18 protein-coding genes and 3 pseudogenes are annotated in these 17,604 nt (G+C 61.0%); 13 read left to right on the top strand and 8 right to left on the bottom strand.

Features of this window, described 5'->3' with window-relative positions; all coding sequences use genetic code 11:
* The 7 genes from FMM79_RS21565 to FMM79_RS04780 form a co-directional block, all read left to right on the top strand.
* Positions 1-234: hypothetical protein (locus FMM79_RS21565; protein ID WP_148626413.1), on the top strand; the 234-nt coding region annotated here is incomplete at its 5' end.
* A 12-nt stretch (positions 235-246) separates the two neighbouring features.
* Complete coding sequence (locus tag FMM79_RS04805) at positions 247-939, top strand: YoaK family protein (protein ID WP_148626412.1); 693 nt, start codon at positions 247-249, stop codon at positions 937-939.
* Positions 940-1,008: 69 nt separating this feature from the next.
* Positions 1,009-1,635: a response regulator transcription factor gene (locus FMM79_RS04800; protein ID WP_148626411.1), complete on the top strand. Its 627-nt coding sequence runs from the start codon at positions 1,009-1,011 to the stop codon at positions 1,633-1,635.
* Between the two features lie 341 nt (positions 1,636-1,976).
* Positions 1,977-2,624, top strand: a complete 648-nt coding sequence (locus tag FMM79_RS04795; RefSeq protein WP_162528445.1) for a sensor histidine kinase — start codon at positions 1,977-1,979, stop codon at positions 2,622-2,624.
* Positions 2,530-4,317, top strand: coding sequence for a nitrogen regulation protein NR(II) (locus FMM79_RS04790; protein WP_148626409.1), 1,788 nt, complete (start codon positions 2,530-2,532; stop codon positions 4,315-4,317). The genes FMM79_RS04795 and FMM79_RS04790 overlap by 95 nt, the downstream gene beginning before the upstream one ends.
* A gap of 59 nt (positions 4,318-4,376) precedes the next feature.
* Complete coding sequence (locus tag FMM79_RS04785; RefSeq protein WP_162528444.1) at positions 4,377-4,793, top strand: response regulator transcription factor; 417 nt, start codon at positions 4,377-4,379, stop codon at positions 4,791-4,793.
* A gap of 125 nt (positions 4,794-4,918) precedes the next feature.
* Positions 4,919-5,461 carry a Dps family protein gene (locus FMM79_RS04780; protein ID WP_148626407.1) on the top strand — a complete coding sequence of 181 codons (543 nt, stop codon included), beginning with the start codon at positions 4,919-4,921 and terminating at the stop codon, positions 5,459-5,461.
* 44 nt (positions 5,462-5,505) lie between these two features.
* On the opposite strand, the gene FMM79_RS04775 is transcribed toward FMM79_RS04780, so the two are convergent.
* From FMM79_RS04775 to FMM79_RS04765, 3 genes are all read right to left on the bottom strand, one after another.
* Positions 5,506-6,222, bottom strand: a complete 717-nt coding sequence (locus tag FMM79_RS04775) for a response regulator transcription factor (RefSeq protein WP_371710831.1) — start codon at positions 6,220-6,222, stop codon at positions 5,506-5,508.
* 126 nt (positions 6,223-6,348) lie between these two features.
* Entirely contained in the window at positions 6,349-6,969 is a 621-nt protein-coding gene (locus FMM79_RS04770; RefSeq protein ID WP_240338983.1) for a TMEM175 family protein, read from the bottom strand.
* On the bottom strand, positions 6,962-7,891 hold the full coding sequence (locus tag FMM79_RS04765; protein ID WP_148626406.1) for a LysR family transcriptional regulator: 930 nt from the start codon (positions 7,889-7,891) through the stop codon (positions 6,962-6,964). Before FMM79_RS04765 ends, FMM79_RS04770 begins: the two co-directional genes overlap by 8 nt.
* A gap of 119 nt (positions 7,892-8,010) precedes the next feature.
* Here FMM79_RS04765 and FMM79_RS04760 point away from each other — a divergent pair, with 119 nt between their 5' ends.
* Positions 8,011-8,724: a pirin family protein gene (locus FMM79_RS04760; RefSeq protein ID WP_148626405.1), complete on the top strand. Its 714-nt coding sequence runs from the start codon at positions 8,011-8,013 to the stop codon at positions 8,722-8,724.
* A gap of 44 nt (positions 8,725-8,768) precedes the next feature.
* On the opposite strand, the gene FMM79_RS21560 is transcribed toward FMM79_RS04760, so the two are convergent.
* Genes FMM79_RS21560 through FMM79_RS04750 form a run of 3 tightly spaced genes read right to left on the bottom strand, consistent with a single transcriptional unit; the run spans position 8,769 to position 10,652 of the window.
* Positions 8,769-9,188, bottom strand: coding sequence for a hypothetical protein (locus FMM79_RS21560; RefSeq protein ID WP_371710828.1), 420 nt, complete (start codon positions 9,186-9,188; stop codon positions 8,769-8,771).
* Positions 9,100-9,888, bottom strand: a complete 789-nt coding sequence (locus FMM79_RS04755; protein ID WP_205466489.1) for an FAD-dependent monooxygenase — start codon at positions 9,886-9,888, stop codon at positions 9,100-9,102. Before FMM79_RS04755 ends, FMM79_RS21560 begins: the two co-directional genes overlap by 89 nt.
* 14 nt (positions 9,889-9,902) lie before the next feature.
* Positions 9,903-10,652, bottom strand: a complete 750-nt coding sequence (locus FMM79_RS04750) for a molybdopterin cofactor-binding domain-containing protein (protein ID WP_148626404.1) — start codon at positions 10,650-10,652, stop codon at positions 9,903-9,905.
* Positions 10,653-10,700: 48 nt separating this feature from the next.
* Here FMM79_RS04750 and FMM79_RS04745 point away from each other — a divergent pair.
* The 4 genes and pseudogenes from FMM79_RS04745 to egtD all read left to right on the top strand — a co-directional run.
* Positions 10,701-11,138 (top strand): annotated as a pseudogene (locus FMM79_RS04745) (IS21 family transposase); the annotation flags it as partial.
* A gap of 153 nt (positions 11,139-11,291) precedes the next feature.
* Positions 11,292-11,593 (top strand): annotated as a pseudogene (locus tag FMM79_RS04740) (ATP-binding protein); the annotation flags it as partial.
* Positions 11,594-11,942: 349 nt separating this feature from the next.
* A complete protein-coding gene (gene egtB, locus FMM79_RS04735; RefSeq protein WP_205466487.1) occupies positions 11,943-13,172 on the top strand; it encodes an ergothioneine biosynthesis protein EgtB in 1,230 nt (409 codons plus the stop codon).
* Between the two features lie 2 nt (positions 13,173-13,174).
* Positions 13,175-14,173 carry an L-histidine N(alpha)-methyltransferase gene (egtD, locus tag FMM79_RS04730; RefSeq protein WP_148626402.1) on the top strand — a complete coding sequence of 333 codons (999 nt, stop codon included), beginning with the start codon at positions 13,175-13,177 and terminating at the stop codon, positions 14,171-14,173.
* Positions 14,174-14,177: 4 nt separating this feature from the next.
* Here egtD and FMM79_RS04725 read toward each other — a convergent pair whose 3' ends face one another.
* Positions 14,178-15,428 (bottom strand): MFS transporter, encoded by a 1,251-nt coding sequence (locus tag FMM79_RS04725; RefSeq protein ID WP_148626401.1) that lies wholly within the window; start codon positions 15,426-15,428, stop codon positions 14,178-14,180.
* Between the two features lie 13 nt (positions 15,429-15,441).
* Between FMM79_RS04725 and FMM79_RS04720 the strand changes: the two genes are divergently transcribed.
* Positions 15,442-16,746 (top strand): MalY/PatB family protein, encoded by a 1,305-nt coding sequence (locus FMM79_RS04720; RefSeq protein ID WP_205466485.1) that lies wholly within the window; start codon positions 15,442-15,444, stop codon positions 16,744-16,746.
* Between the two features lie 204 nt (positions 16,747-16,950).
* Here FMM79_RS04720 and FMM79_RS04715 read toward each other — a convergent pair.
* Positions 16,951-17,470: pseudogene (locus FMM79_RS04715) on the bottom strand (IS3 family transposase); the annotation flags it as partial.
* Positions 17,471-17,604: the final 134 nt, after the last annotated feature.

The following is a 17,604-nucleotide window of genomic DNA, read 5'->3' as shown; positions in this document are numbered from 1 at the left end:
GTCGAGCCGCTTGGTGTCCGGTCCTGTAACCTCAATCTGGATGCCCGTTCGCATGCGCCATCTTCGCATGTCCCCCCGTTCAAGGGAATCCCGAAAACGGAATCATCTGTTCCGATCAATCCACTAGAGCTTTCAGGTTCACTGTCCCTGTTCGCACCGGGTGCCTTCATTCACCAGACCGGTCCCTCGCGCACGATTACAATGTCTGGGCTCGAAGCCAATTTCCGTTTTTGAAAGGAAACCTGAATGGCCACGCCCATCCCCGCATCGCTTCCTCGATTGCTCCTGCTCCTCTCGGCCACGACAGGTCTCGTCGATGCCGCCTCAGTCCTCGGACTGGGCAAGGTCTTTACCGCTAATATGACGGGAAACATCGTGTTCCTCGGTTTCGCGGCGGCAGGCACCCCGGGCTTCAAAATCGCGCCCTCACTGCTAGCACTGGTCGCGTTCATGCTTGGCGCCGCGTACGGAGGATGGATCGCGCGCCGTCATATCGAACGCCCCCTGCGACGCTGGCTACTCGCGGTCGCGGCATTGGAGGCAGCTTTGCTGTGTCTGGCAGCCCTGCTTTCGCTTCCCATTTCACCTTCCACCGCAGGCATCACATCCGATCTTATGGTCGTCATAGCCTTGACCGGTTTCGCCATGGGGCTGCGCAACGCCACCGTGCGTCAGTTGAAAGTTGCAGACCTCACTACCACCGTCCTCACGCTCACCATAACCGGCATTGCCGCCGATCGCCCTGTCCCGGGCAAACGAAGTTCCCTCCCGCGACGCATCGGCGCGGTCCTGGCGATTTTGCTGGGCGCAGTCCTCGGTGCGGCGCTCCTGCTCCATGTGGGTCTCTATGCTCCCCTCGCGCTGGCTGGCGTATTGGCCCTTGGCGCAACGTTTCTTTTCGCGCGTGATCCGGCCTCTGCCTTGCCTTACCGCACATAAATCACTCGATTGGGGGAATTGCTGCTGACTCACGAGTTCTCCACTGTCCCCGCGTGGAGGCGTACAAACATGCAGACTCAGTCCGAAGGTGCCGAACCTACGGCAGTTCTGATCGTCGATGACGACAGTTCGATCCGCAAGGCTTTGGAGAGCCTTCTGCGTAGCGAGGGACATCGCGTCTATTGCTTCTCCTCGGCGCAGGACCTGCTCGACAAACCCCTTCCCGGTTGCCTTCGCTGCCTCCTGGCAGACGTACGGATGCCCCGGATGAGCGGCCCGCAACTTCACGCCCAGTTGCGGAATTGCAATCAATCAATCCCAGTTGTGTTCATGACGGGCGCTGCAGATCTCGCGTCGGGCGTGCAGGCCATGAAGGCCGGCGCCACCGATTATCTACCCAAGCCTTTCCAGGATACGGCCCTTCTCGCAGCTGTAGGCCGGGCCCTTGACAGTGATCGTGCAAGGATGCGCGACCAGCCCCTCCTTGACCGGTTCGACCGGCTTACTCCGCGCGAACGGCAGGTCATGAAAGGTGTTGTGCGTGGACTGATGAACAAGCAGATCGCCTGGGAATTGAAGATCAGCGAGATCACCGTGAAACTCCATCGTTGCAGCCTGATGAAAAAGCTCGCTTTGCGCAACGTGGTCGAGCTCGTGCTCGCCGCCCAGACCATCGCCAAATACATGGAAAACTGACGGTCGCTAAAAGGGGGCCGGGCAGCGGGCGCGCATCGTCTTGGGGCGGAACGGATGCGGCCAGCTGCCCGGCTCGGGAATGGAACGCGGGTCGGGGGGATGGGACAGTTCCATTCCCAGGTCAGGAGCAAAAAACACGCGAAGCCGGTGATCCGGTTCTTCCTGAAACGTCCTTTGCTGCCTGCCACCTTTTCGCAAGTTCGGACGGCGAACACCATCATACGCAAGTTTGGGGATCCTCGTAGGAAACCAACACCAGTGTATGATGGCCCATCTACTCGATCCTGCGAACATTGGCAGCCATGCACAAAATGTCGACACGAGGTCGGAAGGGAAAAACCATGCCTGTGTTTCATGCCTCTCACGCAAGCGAAGATCTCGATGCCGCCACGCTGGCGCACGAAAGCGATCACCACATCGCCAATAATCTACAACTGCTCATGGCGATCATCTCTGCGGAAAAACGCGATACAACCGATACGGGAGCCGCAGCAGCCTTCGACCGCCTGCTCGCGCGAACGGGCGCCATTGCCACTGCACACCGGCATCTGACCCGCGTCACCAAAGCAGATACAATCGAGATCGGGGGCTATCTGGGTGAATTGACCCGGCAGATTGAACTGGGCTGTTGCGACGAGTTGGTCGCACGTCAGATCCAGCTCAACGCCGATGCCATCCATGTCCAGGCCAATGTGGGCGCAGCGCTTGGCCTCATCACGTCGGAATGCGTCCTCAATGCGTGCAAGTACGCCTACCACCCCACCCAGACGGGCCACATACGCGTTGCCCTGCGCCGTTCGGGAGGACAGGCACTCGAACTTGCCGTCGAAGACGACGGCATCGGCATGACACACAATTCCATCGGCTCCGATTCCGGCTTCGGCTCGCGGCTGATTGGCCTTCTCGCCGAACGGATCGGGGCCATTACCATGTGGCAGGACCTACACCCCGGCACACGCTTCACGCTCGCACTTCGGCTGCCTTCCTGATCTTGAAGATTTACTCCGCGGAGTCTTTTTCGAGCGTGCCAACCTAACCGAAGGTAGCGGTTGTCCTCCCGGTACGCCCGAGGCACCTCCGGACGGCGCCGCACGCTTCAGTGCCCGGCGAGTAGCTGGAAGGGACAGGGAGGCGCACATGTCGGATGAAGACAATGGTGAGTACCGCAAGGGGCATTTTTTCATATTGCTCGCAATCGGTCTTGCCCTTGGCATTTGTACGCTCGACATCCTCAGCCCGTTGCAGGGCGCTGTTGCTGTACTGTACACTTCGGTCATCGTGCTCGTCGGATTGACGCACCGCCAGGCCCCCATCGTCATGGCTGCGGCAGGATGCGCCAGCCTCGCGATAGCCGGATACTGTGCGTCGCATTGGGGCGCCCCTCTGGGCTCTCCCGCGATGCGTCTGGGCGTCAGCCTCGTCGCTCTGATGATAACGACGGTCCTCGTCCTGCGCCAATTGCGCGAGGTGGAAGAGCGCGAACGGGCCGACGCACGTTACCGCACGATCTTCGCAGCCGGCGGATTTCCTATCTGGGAATCGGATTGGTCAGGCGCTCACGGCCTCTTGCACAAGGGGCATCCTATCGATGCCTGCACGGTCGAACTGGCCTTTGCCGCTGCGTTCGTAAAGAACGCCAATCTCGCAGCGGCCTGCCTTTTCGGGTTTGAACGCAGGGAAGACCTCGTCGGACGAAGCCTCTTGGAACTTGCCACTCCCGCGACAAGCGAGGCTCTCGTCCGGATCTACGAGGCCTTGATGCATGGCGCCTCAAGCGTCGAGGAAGAAACTCGCTTCGTCAGCCGAACCGGCCGCGAATTCGACATCCTGCTTCAGGTCACGATCCCGCCCGATCACGACGGCTGGAAGCGCATTCTTATCATGGGCGCTGACATCACCGAGCGCAAACGTGCACAGGAACGTCTCGCCGCCGCGCAAATCGAATTGGCACATATATCACGCGTAACGATCCTTGGTGAATTGGCCGCTTCTATTGCCCACGAAGTGAACCAACCTCTGACCGCGACGATTACCTATGCTCGCTCGGCCGCGCGCTGGCTCGCGCGCGAGGCGCCCGATGCCCATGAAGTATCCGAGTGTCTCAGCGCGATCACGGCCAACGCTGAACGCGCCGCGCAGGTTATTGCCCGCATCCGTGACCTCGCGCGCAACAGCGACGTTCGCCACGCTCAAATCTCCCTTTCGACGCTGATCGCGGAAACCCTTGAACTGGTTCAACGCGAAATGACGACCAAGGGTGTCACCCTGACACTCAACATCGAAAGCGACCTGCCCCCGGTTACAGGTGACAAGGTCCAACTGCAGCAAGTCCTGCTCAATCTTCTCATCAATGCGCGTCAGGCCATGCTGGATACGCCTGAGGAGCGGCGTCATCTGACGGTTCGTGCCTTTCGAAAGGCCGAAAAACATATCGCTGTGGAAGTTCATGACACAGGGCACGGCCTGGCAGCTGGACAAGACAATCTGTTCACCCCCTTCTTCACGACAAAGCGCGATGGCATGGGCATGGGCTTCGCAATCTGTCGTACGATCATGGGCCAGCATGAAGGTTCCATCGAAGCTAGGAGCAATGCAAAAGGCGGCGCGACCTTCGTTTTCGTCCTCCCGATGAAAACGGACCACGTTCATGGAGGCTCCGAAGGGCTGGTGCCCCAGCACTAACACCTGCGTATGATGGCTTGCCCGCTGTGCGTCGCGCAGACGGAACCTGTACCGGCGCTTTGACGTTCTGGTCGGATATGCTGGAGAACACCTTGGCCACCGTGCGCTTGTTGCCCCCCCTAGTAGCGGTCGTCGACGACGATGCCGGTGTGCGCGGCAGTCTGGACAGCCTGCTACGCTCTGAAGGCATGCGCACGCAGCCATTTGCGAGTGCTCGAGAGCTTATGCAAAGCCCTCTTCTCGAAGAAATATCCTGCGTGGTCACCGACCTCAACATGCCCGAAACCGACGGCCTGGCCCTGCAAGTTTGGCTCTCGGAGCGTAAATCGATCAGCCCTCCCATCATCCTCATCACGGCCTACCCAACTTGCCAGGCCCGCCAACGCGCCCTGGAAGGTGGAGCGGCAGCGTTCCTTACCAAGCCGGTCGATCCGGACACCTTGCTCGAAGCTATTGCAAGAACGCTACAGATCTGAGCCCTCAACAGCTAAGATGGACCGGCAGGGCAAACCTTCGTTTGGATTGGCCTGCCCGGGAAGCCACATAAATTCACTGGCGATATCGGCGAATTGGTTTCGCCGATCAAACCAGGAGCATTCCCATGACCCGCCCCCCCATCTCTGAAACCACCTCAGCCCCAACGGTTTCAGAGCGTTTCCTCGGCACCCCAACTGACCTTGGCCGCGATGCAACCCGTGATATCTCGGCAGCCCTCACGGCCATCCTCGCCGATGTCTTTGCACTCTATTTCAAGACAAAGAACTTTCACTGGCACATGAGCGGCCATCATTTCCGCGACTATCACCTTCTGCTCGACGAACAGAGCGACCAGATCTTCGGCATGACCGACCTACTGGCCGAGCGAACTCGTAAGCTTGGTGGGACGACAATCCGCTCAATTTCCGATGTAGCGCGCCGCCAGCGCATCCTGGATAACAACGCGGCCTATGTCGATCCGACGGGAATGCTCGCCGAACTGCATGGGGACAACAAACTGCTCGTTTCCGAGTTGCGCCGCGTCCATGAGCTGTGCGCAAGCTACAACGATGTCGCGTCCACCAGCCTCGTCGAAGTCTGGATCGACGAGACGGAACGACGCTGCTGGTTCCTCTACGAAAGTGGACGTCCTGCCAAAGTGATGTGACGCAATGATGCGCAACGCGGCGAGGAACCTCGCCGCGTCGTGCCTCAGCCGCCCTTTGGTCCGAAACGATGGATGCTCGTATCCCGGATACCAAGGCTTTCTGCCATGCGTACCAGATCAGCCAGAGACTGCGCCCCCATCTTGCGCATCACGTTGCCCCGGTGGATCTTCACCGTGATTTCCGAAAGGTCGAGATGTCCAGCCACCTGCTTGTTCATGAGCCCTGTAATGACGAGAGCCATGACTTCCTTCTCACGAGGAGTGAGCGCATCGTGGCGGCTTTGCAGGTCGTTCACGATGGCTTCCCGGCGTAAGCGCTCGCGGTCCACGTCAAGCGCCCTTCCGACCGCTTCGAGCAGGTCATTTTCAGTGAAAGGCTTTGGCAGGAAATCGACCGCGCCAGCGCGCATCCCGCGCACGGTCATCGGGATGTCGCCATGCCCCGTGATAAAGATCACAGGCACGGCAAAGCCGCTGGCACACAGCCGCTCCTGAAAGTCTAGGCCGCTTTCTCCTGGCATCTGTACGTCAAGGACAAGGCAGCTCGGCATTGCCCCCAGGTCTTCGGCGCGAAACTGCTCGGGCGCCCGGCATGTCTGGACGGTATACCCCGAGGCTCGAAGAAGGCTCGACAGGGACGCGCGAACGCCCTCATCATCGTCGATGATACAGACCTGTCCGGCTTCCATCAGCTCGAAATCAGCTGACGACGTTCCTTCGACTGCGCGATCCAGCCCAAAGGCCATGATGTTTGCATGCACGATGCGTCCTTCCCCATAGAAAATATCGCCAGCGAGATTGCCCTATGGAAGGCCTCCTCAACATCATACGGTGGTTTGGGGGCGTTTTTCCGCCCAAGAGTCCGGCAGTCTTCAGTTTGCCTGCGTTCATTCCCGCAAAATGACTTCGATCCGACGATCCGGAACAATCCAGAGCAGGATAATCATAAGGTAGAATGCGATGGCCACGGGCCGGGCCAGAAACGCGATCGGTATCGCCAATCCGTAGAGCAGGATGCTGATCTGGCTCTTATGATCGCATCCAAGCGCGCGTGCCAGCACCGAACGCCTGCCATTGCAGGCAATGATCATGCGCTCGGTCAAACTGTAGCCTACCGCCGCCATGCCCAGCACGACACCGTAAGCCGCTCTCGCCATCGCAGAATAATCCGAAGCATCGAGCCAGCGGATCACGAAAGGGACCAGGGAAAGCCAGAACAGCAGGAACAGATTTGCCCAGAGCACCCGACCGTCAATGCGCCCTGCAGCGTGCATCAAGTGGTGGTGATTGTTCCAGTAGAGACCCACGTTGATGAACGAGAGGAGATACGCCAGCAGGACCGGTGCACTTTCGCGCAGCGCCGCAAGAGTGCCCTCGTTTGGTACGCGCAACTGGAGCACCATGATGGTGATTATGATCACCACGACCCCATCGGTGAATGCCTCGAGCCGACGCGCGTTCATCCCGGCGGCAAACGGATCTTGCTCCAAATCCTGTGGTTCAGACATCGCCCACCCCGCCCGGCGGTGCGTCGCCCTGCCCGTGATTCACCAATTGATCGAGCAGCCATTGCCCCGCTGGGCCCGGCGGCAAGTCACTGCGCCAGATACCCCAGAAGCGATAGGTCTCACCCACGTGGTCCGGCATATCAAGACGTACCAGACGGCCTGCGGCAAGATCTTCAGCGATCATGGCCGCTGGCATGTTGCCCCAGCCGATCCCCTGACAAAGCAGCGCGCGCTTCGCCCCAAGATCGGCGAGACGCCATGTTCTCGTGCTGAATACGGAGAAATCGCGACCTTCGGTAAAGCGCGAACGATCCGAGAGAACCAGCTGTGTGTGTTCACGCCCCTCTCCGGGCGGAATGGTCAGCATCCGGGCAAGCGGATGGTCGGCCCCTGCCACGGGAATCATCGCCACCGAACCTGCCGCGCGACTGTCAATGCCCACAACACCAGCCGAAAGAGGCCCCGATATCCCGATTACTGCGTCGCGTTCGAGCACCAGGGAGGTCACCGCCCCCAGCGTTTCGACATGCAACCGCAGCTGAACGGTAGGAAACCTGGCAGCGAAGCGATGCAGAACTGCGCCCACACGCTCGGCTGGCAACATCACGTCGACCGCCAGACTTACCTGCGCCTCAAGACCGTCGAGCAAGCCCTTCACCTTGGCCTGCAGGCCACGGATGCCTTGCGCAATCGCCCGGGCCTCGGCCAAGAGTGCCTCTCCCTCCTCAGTCAGTTTAGGCTTGCGCGTCCCCTCACGGGCGAAGAGCGTCACTCCAAGCTGCACCTCAAGGTTGCCGATGCCATAGCTAATGACAGAAACGGCCCGGTTCAGCTCGCGGCTGGCCGCGGCAAAACTGCCGCGATCCACCACTGTGAGAAAAATATTCAACTGATCGAATGTGGGAGTACCAGGTTCGCTCACTTTTCCAATTCCTCGAAAAGATTGAACGACTTTATCCATCTGAGCGAAAAAGCTCACAACCTATACATAGGTCTTCGTAGGGAGCGCCCCAATCCACCGGCTCCCAAGGAGACAATGCCATGATCGAGCTTCGTCCTTTTGAGAACCTTGGCGGCGAAAATCACGGGTGGCTTGACGCCAAGCATCACTTTTCTTTTGCCGGCTACCACGATCCCTCCCGGATGCACTGGGGCAACCTGCGTGTCTGGAATGATGACACCATCGCGCCGCACACCGGCTTCGCGCCGCATCCCCACCGCGACATGGAGATCATTACTTATGTCCGTGAAGGCGCGATCACCCATGAAGACAACCTTGGCAACAAGGGGCGGACCGAGGCTGGTGATGTGCAGGTCATGAGTGCCGGCACCGGCATCCGGCATTCCGAATACAACCGGGAAAATGTCACCACACGGATTTTTCAGATCTGGATCATGCCTACTCGTTCGGGCGATGCGCCTAGCTGGGGGGCCCGTCCCTTTCCAAAGGGTGACCGGGCCGGTCAGTTCGTCACGCTCGCCTCCGGTTACGAGGAAGAAGGTGACGCACTGCCAATTCGCACAGATGCGCGCGTCGTGGCGGCAACGCTCAAGGCCGGAGAGAGTGCCGAATACGTGATCGGCTCGGATCGCAAGGCCTATCTCGTACCGGCCACGGGCGCGATTGCAGTGACAGATGCCGATGGAAACGAAATCCATGCCAAGGCCCGCGATGGTCTCGCCATCCGCGACCTGGACGTGATCCATGTCACCGCGAAGGAAGACAGCGAACTCGTCCTTGTCGATGCTGCCTGAAGATGAAGGAAGGGGAGGGAGCGCATCGCGTCTCCTTCCTTTTTCTATACCTCGACGGGGCCATCGAGGCGGCTCCCGAGTCTACGGCCGTAAGCAACGATCGCGCGGCCGCTCGCTAACCTTTCGGTCTCGAACATTCGGCGTGCGGCCTTACTCCACCCTTGATCGATAGCCTTGGCAAGCGCGAAGGCATCGCCTGCGGCCTTGGCCACACCCATGGCGGTGTGCGGTCGCGCAACGAAGCCCGCATCACCGATCAAGGCCAGATTTCCTCGCACCATCGCTGAGGTTTCCCGGTCGAAGATCGCCTGGACGAAGGGTTTCTCCTCGCGTTCAAAAATATCTGCGAACACAAACGGCAGAAATTGCCTGGCATCACGGCACAGCCCTGTTCTCGCCTGATCCGAGCCCCCCCCGGGCGGTAGAGGAAAGCGGTGGAGACGCCCGCCGCGGTCGGTCAGCACATCCTCCAACCGTGCAACCTGCCGGTACCAGACGCAATTGTAGCGCCTCGCCCCCTATCTCCTGCTCTCCGCTCAGTCCGGCAACCGTATAGCCCAGAACCTGACCACCCGGCATGTGATAGAACGCGAAGCGATCCGACAGGATCTCAAAGGTGTCGGCACTAAGCTGATCTTCGGGAAGCAAGGCTCGCCAGGCAACATAGCCAGCAAAACGTGGCGGCGCGTCGTCGTCGCCGAGGACGGCTTCCCGGACCACTGAAGCGAGACCTTCGGCGCCGACCACGAGATCAGCCTCAAGGCGTGTTCCATCCTCGAACCTCAGCCAGGCACCCTGTTCCGAAGTGCCTGCGGCGCGAACGGCCTGCGCCTTGCAATACGTTCCTGGAGCCAAGGTATCCCTTAGCGAGCGGAACAGAAGGTCCCACGACATCTGCATCTGCGGATGGGGATCATGTCGAGCGATCGAACCATCCCTCCGTAGTGTTATCCGCTCACGCGCGACGACGCCCAAACCTGCGATATGCCCAAGCCCGAGACCGTGCAATATCGCGTAGATATCTTCCTGCGCAACCAGGCCCGCACCGCGCCCTTCAAGACCGGCGACCGAGCGCTCGAACACGTGCACCTCATGGCCCGAGCGCTGCAGAAGCGCGGCCGCGAAGAGCCCGGCCATCGAACCTCCGGCAATTGCAATGCGCATGGCATTTATCCTTTCTAAGTCGTGATAGGAGGCAAGACGCCCAGCGCGGCCTTCACCTTGTCCGGTGTGAGCGGAAGGTCCCGCAGCCGCAGCCCTGTTGCATCGAACAAGGCATTTGCCAGCGCCGCCGAGGCAGGTCCCTGAGCCGTTTCTCCCACCCCCAGAAACGGCAGCCCAGGCCTGTCGAGCACCTCTACATCGATTTCGTCCGGGACATCCTGGAAACGCAGGATGGGGTATGTTCCCCAATCAAAGCTGGTCCGCTTGGTCTCATCGTACGTGACCTCTTCGCACATGGCCCAGCTGAGCGACTGGACGATTCCCCCTTCGACCTGATTGCGAAGACCGTCGGGGCTGGCCGGTTGACCGGCATCGACTGCGGCGCCGACCCGCACCACGAAAATCCGACCGGTCTCCCGATCAACCTCGATCTCCATGGCAAGCGCGCAATAGGCACCGATATTCTTGTAGCGGGCAAAAGCCATGCCGCAGCCACGCCATCCATTGCCTCGTTTGCGTCTGGACCAGCCGAAGCGCTTCGCCGCCGCCTGCATCACCGCTCTCGCCCGCGCGTCCTTCGTGTGGGTAAGGCGGAAAGCGAGAGGATCTTTTCCCGCCTTCTTCGCCAGGTCATCGAGCATCGACTCGATGGTGTAGATATTGAGATGTGCACCAAGCGATCGCAACGCCGAGACCCTGAGCTGTTGATTGCCACTGAGAAGTGACCCGGAGCGCTTATAAATTACCACTGAGAATTGACCCATGTTTCCCTCCCTTCCGGGTGCCAGTCGGAGGGTCTTGGAGTGATCGACATGGACTTACTCAGTGTGATCCGCCGGTGGCATTTCCGACAGGGGATCTCCATTCGGGAGATCAGGCGCCGGACCGGTCTGTCCCGCAACACCATTTGCAAGTATCTGCGCTCCGATACGGTTGAGCCCAGCTTCAAGGTTCCGTTACGGCCCAGCAAACTCGATCCCTTCGCGGACAAGCTGACGGCTTGGCTGCGAGTGGAATCGAAGAAATCCCGCAAGCAGAAGCGGACCGCCAAGCAGTTGTACGGTGATCTGGTGAAGCTGGGTTACGATGGCTCCTATAACCGGGTGGCCGCCTTTGCACGGAGATGGCGGGCCGAGCTTCAATATGAACAGCAGACCAGCGGGCGCGGGACGTTCGTGCCTTTGGTTCTCCAGCCTGGCGAGGCCTTCCAGTTCGACTGGAGCGAGGATTATGCCGTGCTGGACGGCAAGGCACCTCCAGCAGCGCCGATCGATGTGCCTCAGGCCCTGTGTCTGGCGCAGGAGCCCGAGGCCAATGTCGTGCGCTATGACAGGCTGAGGGATATCCGCCCATATCCGTCAAGAGGGGCGCGTCATGATCCTGCCAGCGCGGCCATCGTCGTCATGCTGCGCAGCCTCAAGATGTTCGGCATGGCTCAAGCCGCCGGCGAGCTGATCGAGCAAGCGCGCCTGCCTTCGACGCTGCCTTGCCCATGCTGTCTGGGCTCCTGAAGGCAGAGATGGCCGAACGGGAGGTGAGGTCCATCGCCTATCAGATCAAAGCGGTCCGCTTTCCGGCCTACAAGGATCTGGCGGGCTTCGATTTTGCCGCCAGCGAGATCAACGAAGCCCTTGTTCGCCAGCTTCACCAAGGCGACTTCATGGAAAACGCCGACAACGTCGTGCTGATCGGCTTACCCACCACTGCCACATCCTGGAAACCGGAAATGACAGCTTCCGCTTCCGTGCCAGCACCGCGACGCCCAAAGCCAAAAAGGAGAAGCCCGCATTTTGAACCTGCCCGGAAACGGCAGCACATAAACCTTATCCACCCGGGTCAATTCTCAATGGAAATCCCGGGTCACTTCTCAGTGGCAGTCAACACTCAGGTCTATGTCCGGTATAGCCTTGGAACTTTCACGGTGACCGACATTTGTCTGGGAAGGACGGTCATACCGAACGTCCACCGGGATTGAGGCCGAAGGCATGTATTCACCCCGCGCTCCATTCGCGCCCGCTGAAACCGAACGGGTCCGGACCAGTCCACCCGAATTCATGCGTTTCAGAAAAACCCGCGAACTCAGCGTCGCCCTTGCCCATGGCCTCAATGAGGCCGACGCGACCGTGCAGTCGATGCCCGATGCTTCTCCGGTCAAATGGCATCTGGCCCACACGACCTGGTTCTTCGAGACGTTCTTGCTTCGCGACACGCGATCCGACTATCGCCTGTTCGACGAAAAGTGGCCCTTCCTCTTCAACAGCTACTACGAAGCCGAAGGCGCCCGGCTCGCCCGCCCCGATCGCGGCCTGCTCACCCGTCCCACCCTGGAGGAGGTCCTCTCCTATCGCGCGCATGTCGATGCCGCGCTTGAGCGCGTCTGGCCCGACCTTCAGGAAAACCACGCCGTCCTCTTGGAACTGGGCCTGCAGCACGAACAGCAGCACCAGGAACTGCTCCTGACCGACCTGAAGCATCTCTTTTCCTGCAACCCGCTCGGCCCGGCCTTCCGCAAGGAAGGCCCCGCGCCGTCCACGAGCGGCGGCGTCGAACTCAGGTGGCTGGAGGGGCCGAGCGGTGCTGGCACCTTTGGCCACACTGGCGAGGGATTTGCGTTCGACAACGAGGGACCAGCGCACACGCAATGGCTTTCGCGCCACGCGCTTGCCAATCGCCCTGTCACCAACCGCGAATGGTGCGCCTTCATCGCCGATGGCGGGTATGAGGCAGCCTCCCTATGGCTGTCCGATGGGTGGGACTGGGTCCGCAGCGAGGGCGTCACGGCTCCGCTCTATTGGCGTGGGCAGGGCGAGCCGGAGACGCATGAGACCTTCACGCTTTCGGGGTGGCAAATGATCGACCTCGACGCACCCGTCACCCACATCTCGTTCTACGAAGCGGACGCTTACGCGACGTGGGCCGGGGCACGCCTCCCAACCGAGCAGGAATGGGAAGCGGCGGCCAGACGCCATGCTCCAACAGCCGGGGTCCAACTTGACCGAGCCGAAGCTGTGCAGCCACGCGCCGAAAGTCCGGAAGGGGATTTTACTTCGTTGTACGGCAACGTCTGGGAATGGACAGGGTCTGCCTATCGTCCTTGGCCCGGCTTTCGTACGGCCCCTGGCGCGGTCGGGGAATACAACGGCAAGTTCATGTCCAACCAGTTCGTCCTGCGTGGTGGGAGCTGCGCGACCCCGCGCGGTCACGTGCGCGCGACCTACCGCAATTTCTTCCACCCGCATCAGCGCTGGCAATTCACCGGCCTACGGCTTGCAAGGGATCTCTAGACATGGCCACATCACTGCTCGACGCGACCATCAAATCGCCTCATCCCTCCTTTGACCATGCCTTTCGGGCAGATGTGCTCCGCGGTCTGGCGGGGCGGGCCAAGTCCATCCCGGCCCGTTGGCTTTACGACGAGACGGGCTCGGAGATCTTCGAGGAGATCACCCAGGCCCCGGAATACTATCCGACCCGCACCGAGACCTCGCTGCTGCGCGCCCACAGCGCGGACGTCGTGCGCCAGAGCGGAGCGGACGCGCCGGTCGTCGAATTCGGATCGGGAAGCTCGCTCAAGACGCGCATTCTTCTCGAACACATGCCGAAAACGACCTACGTCCCCATAGATATCTGCGGCGAATTCATGGAGGCGGCCTGTGCCGAGCTGCGCGCGCGCTTCCCGAAACTGGAAATCCTGCCCGTCGAAGGCGATTTCATGCAGGAAGTGCCGCTGCCTTCCTGCGTGAAATCTTCCGACAGCGCAGCACCCGAAGCGCTCGGCTTCTTTCCCGGCTCGACCATCGGCAATCTGCTACACGCGGAAGCAGTCGACATGCTGCGCGCCATGCATCGTACGCTTGGCGATGGCGCCTGGCTTCTTATCGGCATGGACCGCGCAAAGGAGCCGGACCGGCTCATTGCCGCCTATGATGATGCACTGGGCATTACCGCCCAGTTCAATCTCAACCTGCTGACCCGTATCAACCGGGAGCTCGAGGGTTCGATACCGATCAATCACTTCCGCCACGTAGCTCGTTGGAACGCAGAGCGCAGCCGTATCGAGATGCACCTTGAGGCACTCCACGATGTCCGCTTCGAGGTCGCTGGCACGCCGTTCACCATGGTCCGTGGGGAGACCATTCACACCGAGAACTGCCATAAGTACACGCCTCAGGGGATGGAAGAGCTGCTCGCCGCAGGAGGCTGGACAACGCATAGTCATTGGAGCGATGCAGATGGGGACTATTCCCTCTTACTCGCCCGGGCTTGCGATCCGAAGTGCGGATGAGGGGTTAGCGGGCTTGGCGAACGGGAGCGGTTTCGGGCATCCGCACGAACACCGCAATGACGCACAGGGCGACAGCCGATATCATTGCGCCAGGCGCTCCGGCCCAACCGGTCCCGGTCACCACAAGATGCGCGATCACGGGGGTCAGGCCTCCAAAGATGGCCGTTGCGCTTGTCGCGCCCAGAGCAAGGCCGCTAAGACGCCCCTCGCCCGGGAACAGTTCGGCGGTGGTGACCGCCCCGACCGCGCTGACGGCTCCACCGAGCGCCGCCATCAGAAGCGCACCCGTCCAGGTCGCGAGCCCATTGGCGGTCATCCCCGCAAAGAGGAGGGAGGGCAGCACGATCGCGACAAGCGCCAGCACGACGAGCACCGGGCGACGGCCGATACGGTCCGAGAGAATACCCGTCAGCGGCGTCACCAGGATCACGGTAAGTGCGGCCAGGGTGGAGATGGAGAGGGCCTGCGTCTCAGGCATGGTCCCGGTCGCATCGAGAAACACGGGCACGTAGGTGATACCCACATAGTAAGTGATCGAGCCCAGGGCCGAGATCGCAAAGCCACGTGCTACCGCCGTACGATGGCCCGACAGGATGTGCCGGATTGGCCGATCGGGGACTGTACCGCCCCGCTTCTGGGCATCGAACTCGGGCGTCTCGGCAAGCGCGGCGCGTGCAATCAGCACACAGCCGGCCAGGGCACCGCCAAACAGGAACGGGATCCGCCAGCCCCATTCGACGAGGGCATCGGACGGCATGATCCAGACCGTCAGTGCCGCGGCGCTCGCTGCCAAGAGAGCGCCGATCTCGCTCGAGGCCGACGCGCAGCTAGCAACGAGGCCACGGCGATGCGCATGCGCACCTTCGAGCAGGTAGGCGACAACCCCGGTATATTCGCCACCGACCGAGAACGACATCACGCAGCGCAACAGCACCAGCAGCCCCCCCGCGACCGGACCTGCCTGCGCGTAGGTCGGCAGGACGGCCGTCGCCAGCATAGCGGCAGTCATCAACGCCATGGAACCCAGCATCGCAACGCGCCGCCCGAAGCGGTCGCCAAGGTGACCGAATACCAGGGCGCCGATGGGACGAAGCAGGTAGGCAACCGCGAAGCCGCCCAGCGTTTGCGTCATCGAATGTCCGTCCGCTGCGAAGAAAACCCGCGCCAGCACAGTCGCAAAATAGAGATAGAGCGTGAAGTCATACCACTCGACCACCGTCGAGAGCGCGGCAATGACCATCGAACGCCGCGGCATCGGCGGATGGTGAATGCAATGGGAAGGCGCGGCGCTGCACGCGGCTTGGCTGGCTTCGCCGTTCATCAGCCAAGGGTGCCGCATCCGAGCGGCCCAAACAAGGCTATTGTCACCGCACCATGGCATGGAAGCGGAGTTGCCCGCTGTGACTAAGGAGCCTTTCGACTTCGACACCCCCGTGGACCGCAAGCAATCGGACTCGGCCAAATGGCAGGATGATGCAGACATTCTGCCGATGTGGATCGCGGACATGGACTTTCGCACCGCACCGGCCGTGATCGCGGCGCTCGAAGCGCGGGTCGCACACCGCGTGTTCGGCTACCCCACACCGGACAGCGCCTATTTCGAGGCGATTGCAGGTTGGTTCGCGCGGCGCCACGGCGTACACCTGCGGCAAGACAGTATCATCCCGATGATCGGCGTAGCGCCTGCAATCCAGACAATCCTGCGGGCTTTGTGCGCGCCCGGCGATGGCGTGATCGTGCAGCCGCCTGTCTACAATCGCTTCCTTTCCGCGATGAACCACGTCGGTTGCAGGCGTATCGATAACCCTCTGGTATTGCGCAATAACCGCTATGAAATGGATTTTGCGGATCTGGAACGAAAGGCTGCGTCTCCCCAGGCACGCATGCTTTTACTCTGCAATCCGCACAACCCGGGAGGCCGCGTGTGGACACGAGCCGAGCTCGAACAGGTCGCCCGGATCTGCGCGCGCCACGAAGTCATGGTGGTGAGCGACGAGATCCACGGCGATCTGGCGTTCTGCGCCCACCCCTTTACGCCATTCGCCGCGCTGGATGACGACACAGCGCCGAGTTACATCACTTGCACAGGGGCCGGCAAAGCCTTCAACGTTTCGGGGCTACAGAACGCGTTCGTCGTCGCGGGCGATCCTCAACTGCGAGTGCGGTTGCAAGAAGCGATGACCGCGGATCAAATTCGCGATCTCAACCCGATGGGATTGGTGGCGACGACAGCGGCATATCGCGAAGGCGAAGGATGGCTGGGCGCGCTCGTCGCGTACCTCGAAAGCAATTACCGCTTGGTGCGCCAAGCCTTCGCCGAGCGCCTTCCCCATATCGGTGTAATCGACCAGGAGGGCACGTACCTTGCGTGGCTCGACTGCCGAAAACTGGAGCCTTCCAGCGAAACCCTGGCGGCACGGTTGGTGCATGAGGTCGGCGTACAGGTCACTCCCGGCTCAATCTATGGGGTTGAGGGGGAAGGCTTCCTGCGCGCCAATTTCGCCTGTCCGAGATCTCGGCTTGAAGACGGGCTCGACCGGCTGATCCGTGGACTGTCAAACTCGCGGTCCTAATCCAAGCCAAACGTGATCGCGAAACGCTCCTGCCTGCCCTCATTGACGACGCGCTCGCGCCAAGTCTGGGTTCACTGGAAACGCTGTGGGACTTCGAGAACAGGCCCCGTCGCGATCTGTGAGCGCGGGGGAAGGCATGCTTTCGGCCAGCCATGTTCGCTACCTTCCAATTTCTTGGTGTTGCGACGACTGGTTGAATCCGCCTTGAGCGCCCCTGTCACTGGGATGGATCAGGCCATCCTCAAGTCCGCTGGGGCGAGGAGCATGAACGGCCTGCCCCAGCGCATCCAGATCGAACCCTGCGCTCGCCCAAGTGCTGATCTTCCAGCCCCCAATACGCCACCTATAGGCGTCGATCACGAAGGCCACGCAACCGCAACCTGCGCTGGTGCGCACGTACGTGAAATCGACCACTCACAAGGCGTCAGGCCGGGCGACGCGGAATGCCCGGTTGACCTTGTCTAGCGGGCACGGTGCCTTGGCATTGCTGACCTTCGTGACGATCTTCTTGCCCCCGTCCCATGCCGGCCAGGCCCATGCCGCGCATCAATCGTTCGACAGTCCACTTGGCAATCGAAATACTCTCGCGGCGGTCCAGGTCTACCATCGCAAAATACGCCGATGCCTTGCGCATGATCTCGTTCGCGCGCCGCAACTCCTTTACCTCCGGCTCGAGCAGCTTGATCCGCGTCTTCTCAAAAGCGGCGCAGCGTTTCGGCCGGGCAGCCGACAGAGGTGGCCTGGAGAATCTGCACACTGAGATAATTGGATTTTCTGCCTGAGAGCAGCCAGATGGGCTGCGAGACAGGAGCAGAGAATGAGCAGACGACCCCGGCGCAACCACAGCCCGGCATTCAA

The sequence above is a fragment of the Novosphingobium sp. BW1 genome (assembly GCF_008107685.1).
GTDB lineage: Bacteria > Pseudomonadota > Alphaproteobacteria > Sphingomonadales > Sphingomonadaceae > Novosphingobium.
The sequence above is the reverse complement of the archived record's forward strand: the minus strand, read 5'-3'. Positions and strand labels throughout refer to the sequence as shown.